Here is a 4,901-nt window from a genome sequence, read left to right as displayed (position 1 = left end):
CGTCCAGCGGACGCCGTCGGGCGCACGGCCCGGGGCGTGCTCGGCGTCGACGCCGACGGCGGAGCGGAGAGCGGACGCCAGGTGCCGGCGGACGTCGTCGGTGGGCCAGAGGGCGGCGAAGACGCGCATCGGTCCAGCATGCCGTGCGGCGGGGCCGGGTGGGTGGCCGGCGCGGGGTCGGGGGCGTCCGTCGGGGCTCGAGTGGAACGTCGTGGCGGACACGCCGTCGGCGTGTCGGTCACGACGTTCCACTCGACGGTGCGCGCGCTCCGCGCGGCGTGCGCCGGCACGACGGGCGCGCGCCGCACCGGGCGCGCGCCGCACCGGGCGTGCGCGGGGCGCCGGACCCGCGGCCGGGTCAGCGGTGCGCGCGGGAGGACGCGTAGAGGCAGACCGCCGCGGCCGTGCCGAGGTTGAGCGACTCCGCGCGGCCGCGCAGCGGCACCCGCACGACGGCGTCGGCGCGGTCGCGGTCCTCGGGCGGGAGGCCCCACGCCTCGTTGCCGAACAGCCAGGCCGTCGGCGCCCGGAGGTCGGCGGGCGCGGCGCGCTCCGCGGGCTCGGCGTGGGCGTCCGCACCGACGCCGGCCCCCGCCACCGCGGCCGCGTCCTGCAGGTCGTCCAGGTCGAGGTCGCCCGTCCCGTCGGCCGCGAGCACCGCGAGCCCCGCCGCCCGCAGCGCCTCGACCGCGTCGCCGACCGACACCCCGGACACCACCGGCAGGTGGAACAGCGACCCGGCCGTGGACCGCACGACCTTGGGGTTCGTCGTCTCGACGCTGTCCCCCGCGACCACGACCGCGTCGGCGCCGGCGGCGTCCGCGACCCGGATCACCGTCCCGGCGTTCCCGGGGTCGCGCACCTGCGCCAGCACGGCCACCAGGCGCGGGCGGGCGGCGAGCACGGCGCCGAGCGCGTCGGCGCCCAGCGGCCCGACCGGCACCTCGTCCCGCGCGGCGGGCCGGGCGGCCTCCGGCAGGTCGGCGACGGCCAGGACCCCCTGCGCGTCGGGCGACATGGCGTCGAGCACCGAGGGGTCGCCGAGGTGCAGGTGCAGGCCCGCGGCCTCCGCGTCCTCGACGATCTCGGCGTACCGGTCGGCGGCCTCGGGCGTCAGGTACACGTCCCGGACCGTGCGCGGCGCCCAGCGCACCACCTCGCGCACCGCCTGCGGGCCCTCGACGGGGTACCGCCCGGCGCGCCGGCGGCCCGAGCGGGTGCCGAGCGCGCGCACGGCCCGGACCCGGTCGGCGTGCGGGTTGGTCAGGAGGGCGGCGGCGGGACCGTCGGCGGAGGTGCGGGACACGGCCCCATCCTCCCGCACCGTCCACCCGACGGGTGCAGGCGCCCAGCGCGGCGCTTCCAGCCGAGCGCGGTACCTCCAGGCCGCGCACTCGGCTGGAGCCACCGCGCTCGGCGCACGGGGCCGCCCCTGCACGCGCAGGCCGGCCGGGCGCGAGGGGCCCCCGGACGCGCAGGACCCCCGGGGGCCTACGGCTCCCGGGGGTCCTGAGGGGTGCGTGCGCGCGGTCAGCCCGCGCGCCCCGCGATGACGCCGTGCGTCAGGCGGCGGCCTTGGGCGCGTTCACGTCGGCCGGCAGCGCGTCCTTGGCGACCTGCACCAGCGCGTTGAACGCGGCGACGTCGGTGACGGCCAGGTCGGCCAGCACGCGACGGTCGACCTCGACACCAGCGGCCTTGAGGCCCTGGATCAGGCGGTTGTAGGTCAGGCCCTGCTCGCGCGCAGCCGCGTTGATCCGCTGGATCCACAGCTTGCGGAAGTCGCCCTTGCGCGCCTTGCGGTCGCGGTAGGCGTAGACGAGGGAGTGGGTGACCTGCTCCTTCGCCTTGCGGTACAGGCGCGACCGCTGACCGCGGTAGCCGGAGGCCCGCTCGAGGGTCGCCCGGCGCTTCTTCTGGGCGTTGACCGCCCGCTTCACGCGTGCCACGTGATGCTCCTTGCTTCGTTATCGGGTCGGCTCAGGACCGCGGCGCTCGCGCGCCGACGGGTCACTTGCCGAGCAGCTTCTTGATCTTGGGGGCGTCGGCCGCGGAGACGACCTGGTCCGAGGCGAGGCGACGCGTGCGACGGCTCGACTTGTGCTCGAGCAGGTGACGCGCGTTGGCCTGCTCGCGCATGACCTTGCCGCTCCCGGTGATCCGGAAGCGCTTCTTCGCACCGGAGTGCGTCTTGTTCTTCGGCATGGCTGCCGTCTCTCCTTGTCGTCGCATCGCGCCGGAGCGCGACTCGTCCGTCCGATCCCGGTGGGGTCCGGGCGTGTCGGTGCAGGTCAGGCGTTCCCGGTGCCGCCGGTCGACTGGCCGCGGGGGGCCGGTCGCGCCGACGGGCGCGGGGTCGGTGCCGGCCGCGGGGTGGGCCGCGGGGCCGGCGCCGCCGTCGACCCGGCCGAGGTGCCGGGGGTCGGGCGGGGGGTCGAGGTCGGCCGCGAGGCCGGCTTCGGGGCGGTGGCGGGCTTCGGCGCGGCGGCCGGCCGGGGCGCGGCCGCGGGGCGCGGGGCCGTCGCCGGCTTCGGCGCCGACTGCGGACGCGGCGCGGCGGCCGGAGCCGGGGCAGCAGCCGGGGCCGGGGCAGCGGCGGGAGCCGGGGCGGGCTCGGCGACCGGGGCCGGCGCAGCGGCCGGAGCCGGAGCAGCGGCAGCCGGGGCGGCGGCCTCGACCGGGGCGTCCGTCTCCGTCTCCTCGACCTCGGGGGCCTCGGGGCGGGGCTCGCGCTGGGCGCGGGCACGGCGCTGCTCGTTCTTCTGCTCGGCCTTCTTCTTGGTCGGGCCGAGCACCATGATCATGTTGCGGCCGTCCTGCTTCGGCATGCTCTCGATGAAGCCGAGCTCCTCGACGTCCGCCGCCAGGCGCTGCAGCAGGCGCACGCCCATCTCCGGGCGCGACTGCTCGCGGCCACGGAACATGATCATGACCTTGACCTTGTCGCCGGCCGCCAGGAACCGCTCGACGTGGCCCTTCTTGGTGCCGTAGTCGTGCGGGTCGATCTTGAGCCGGAAGCGGATCTCCTTGAGAACCGTGTTGCTCTGGTTCCGCCGGGCCTCGCGGGCCTTCATGTCTGCTTCGTACTTGAACTTGCCGTAGTCCATGATCTTGCAGACGGGCGGGCGGGCGTCCGGGGCGACCTCGACGAGGTCGAGGTCGGCGTCCTGGGCCAGGCGCAGCGCGTCCTCCACGCGGACGATGCCGACCTGCTCGCCGTTCGGGCCGACCAGGCGGACCTCGGCGACGCGGATCCGATCGTTGATGCGGGGCTCGCTGATGTGGTGCTCCTCGAAGTCGAAGTGGGTGACCTCCAGGAACGAGGAAGGCCCTCGCACCTGAGCACAGGTGGAGGGCCGACACGATCCGCGGCACCCCGTCGGAACGGTGCGCCGTCGGGCCACGCGCCTCGCGAGAGGATCGTGACCTGGACCGGGGACCTGGACCCTGCTGCCGGCGGACCGGGCGGTCGGGACTCAGGTGGGAGTGGCCTCCACTTGTGCACCCGGGCCGCCGGACGCCCCCGCGGTGAAGCGGTGACACACGTCGACCCAGGCCAGTCGTGAATGACTCTACCAGAACACCCGGGGACCCCTGCGTGTTCCCCGCGTCACCCCGCGCACCCCACCCCTCCGGGCCCCGCCCCGACGTGACACCTCGTCAGATACCTACTTGAACAGTTCCAGAAACCGTGTCAGGGTGGCGGCATGCCCGTCGACCAGCACGCACCCGCCGCACCCGGCGCCGCGTCGACCGCCGGCCACCCGCACGACGCGGGCCGCACCGCCGACCGCCACGCCGACCCCGCGGAGCTGCTCCGCGCCCGGGGCCTGCGCGTCACCGCCCCGCGGCTCGCCGTGCTCGGTGCGGTCGACGAGCTGCCGCACGCCGACGCCGAGGCCGTGCTCCGGCGGGCCCGGGAGGCGCTGCCGACCGTCTCGGTGCAGGCGGTCTACGACGTCCTGCACGCGCTGACCGACGTGGGCATCCTCCGGCGGATCGAGCCGGCCGGGCACCCCGCCCGGTACGAGCGCCGGGTGGGCGACAACCACCACCACGTGGTCTGCCGCTCGTGCGGCGCGGTCGACGACGTCGACTGCGTCGTCGGCGAGGCGCCGTGCCTCGTCCCGAGCTCGACGTCCGGCTTCACGGTCGAGACGGCCGAGGTCACCTTCTGGGGCCTGTGCCCCGACTGCCGCAGCCGCGCGACCGACTGACCGCAGCCCCGGGGCGCGCCGCCGCCCCGCCCGACACCCGCACCACCGACCACCCCACGACTCCCGGTCGGGCGACCCCGCCCGCCCGGTCCCCGGCGCGCCCTCGACCGGCGCGCCGACGACCCGGAAGGACACCCCCGTGACCCAGGTCCACCCGACGACCACCAACTCCGGCGCCCCCGTGGCGTCCGACGCGCACGCCCAGACGGTCGGCGCCGACGGCCCGATCGTCCTGCACGACCACTACCTGGTCGAGAAGCTCGCGCAGTTCAACCGCGAGCGGGTCCCGGAGCGCGTCGTGCACGCCAAGGGCGGCGGCGCCTTCGGCACCTTCACCACCACGGGCGACGTCAGCCGGTACACCCGCGCCGCGCTGTTCCAGCCCGGCGTCGAGACCGAGATGCTGGCGCGGTTCTCCTCCGTCGCCGGCGAGCACGGCTCCCCCGACACCTGGCGCGACCCGCGCGGCTTCGCGCTGAAGTTCTACACGTCCGAGGGCAACTACGACCTGGTCGGCAACAACACCCCGGTGTTCTTCCTGCGCGACGGCATCAAGTTCCCCGACTTCATCCGCTCGCAGAAGCGCCTGCCCGGCTCGAACCTGCGCGACAACGACATGCAGTGGGACTTCTGGTCGCTGTCCCCCGAGTCGGCCCACCAGGTCACCTGGCTCATGGGCGACCG

6 protein-coding genes are annotated in these 4,901 nt (G+C 76.1%); 2 read left to right on the top strand and 4 right to left on the bottom strand.

The features are described 5' to 3' along the window. Window positions 1–358: 358 nt before the first annotated feature. The 4 genes from VER05_RS12720 to infC form a co-directional block, all read right to left on the bottom strand. Complete coding sequence (locus VER05_RS12720; protein WP_324845711.1) at window positions 359–1,306, bottom strand: RNA methyltransferase; 948 nt, start codon at window positions 1,304–1,306, stop codon at window positions 359–361. A gap of 256 nt (window positions 1,307–1,562) precedes the next feature. Then, a complete protein-coding gene (gene rplT / locus VER05_RS12715) occupies window positions 1,563–1,949 on the bottom strand; it encodes a 50S ribosomal protein L20 (RefSeq protein WP_147793760.1) in 387 nt (128 codons plus the stop codon). A 61-nt stretch (window positions 1,950–2,010) separates the two neighbouring features. Next, window positions 2,011–2,205 carry a 50S ribosomal protein L35 gene (gene rpmI / locus VER05_RS12710; RefSeq protein ID WP_154730244.1) on the bottom strand — a complete coding sequence of 65 codons (195 nt, stop codon included), beginning with the start codon at window positions 2,203–2,205 and terminating at the stop codon, window positions 2,011–2,013. Between the two features lie 86 nt (window positions 2,206–2,291). Further along, the gene (gene infC / locus VER05_RS12705; protein ID WP_324845710.1) at window positions 2,292–3,338 is read right to left on the bottom strand and encodes a translation initiation factor IF-3; all 1,047 of its coding nucleotides are present in this window, start codon (window positions 3,336–3,338) and stop codon (window positions 2,292–2,294) included. Window positions 3,339–3,707: 369 nt separating this feature from the next. On the opposite strand from infC, the gene VER05_RS12700 reads away from it, so the two are divergent. Beyond that, window positions 3,708–4,217, top strand: coding sequence for a Fur family transcriptional regulator (locus VER05_RS12700; protein WP_324845709.1), 510 nt, complete (start codon window positions 3,708–3,710; stop codon window positions 4,215–4,217). A 139-nt stretch (window positions 4,218–4,356) separates the two neighbouring features. Then, window positions 4,357–4,901 (top strand): catalase (locus VER05_RS12695; protein ID WP_324845708.1); only part of this gene is annotated, 545 nt, incomplete at its 3' end.

This window comes from Cellulomonas sp. (assembly GCF_035634735.1).
In the GTDB taxonomy this organism is placed as follows: domain Bacteria; phylum Actinomycetota; class Actinomycetes; order Actinomycetales; family Cellulomonadaceae; genus Cellulomonas.
This window is presented reverse-complemented; position numbering and strand designations above follow the sequence as displayed.

Excerpts from the sequence above, each read along its gene's own strand:
- VER05_RS12700 (WP_324845709.1), top strand. The coding sequence starts at position 3,708 with ATGCCCGTCGACCAGCACGCACCCGCCGCACCCGGCGCCGCGTCGACC.
- rpmI (WP_154730244.1), bottom strand. The coding sequence starts at position 2,205 with ATGCCGAAGAACAAGACGCACTCCGGTGCGAAGAAGCGCTTCCGGATC.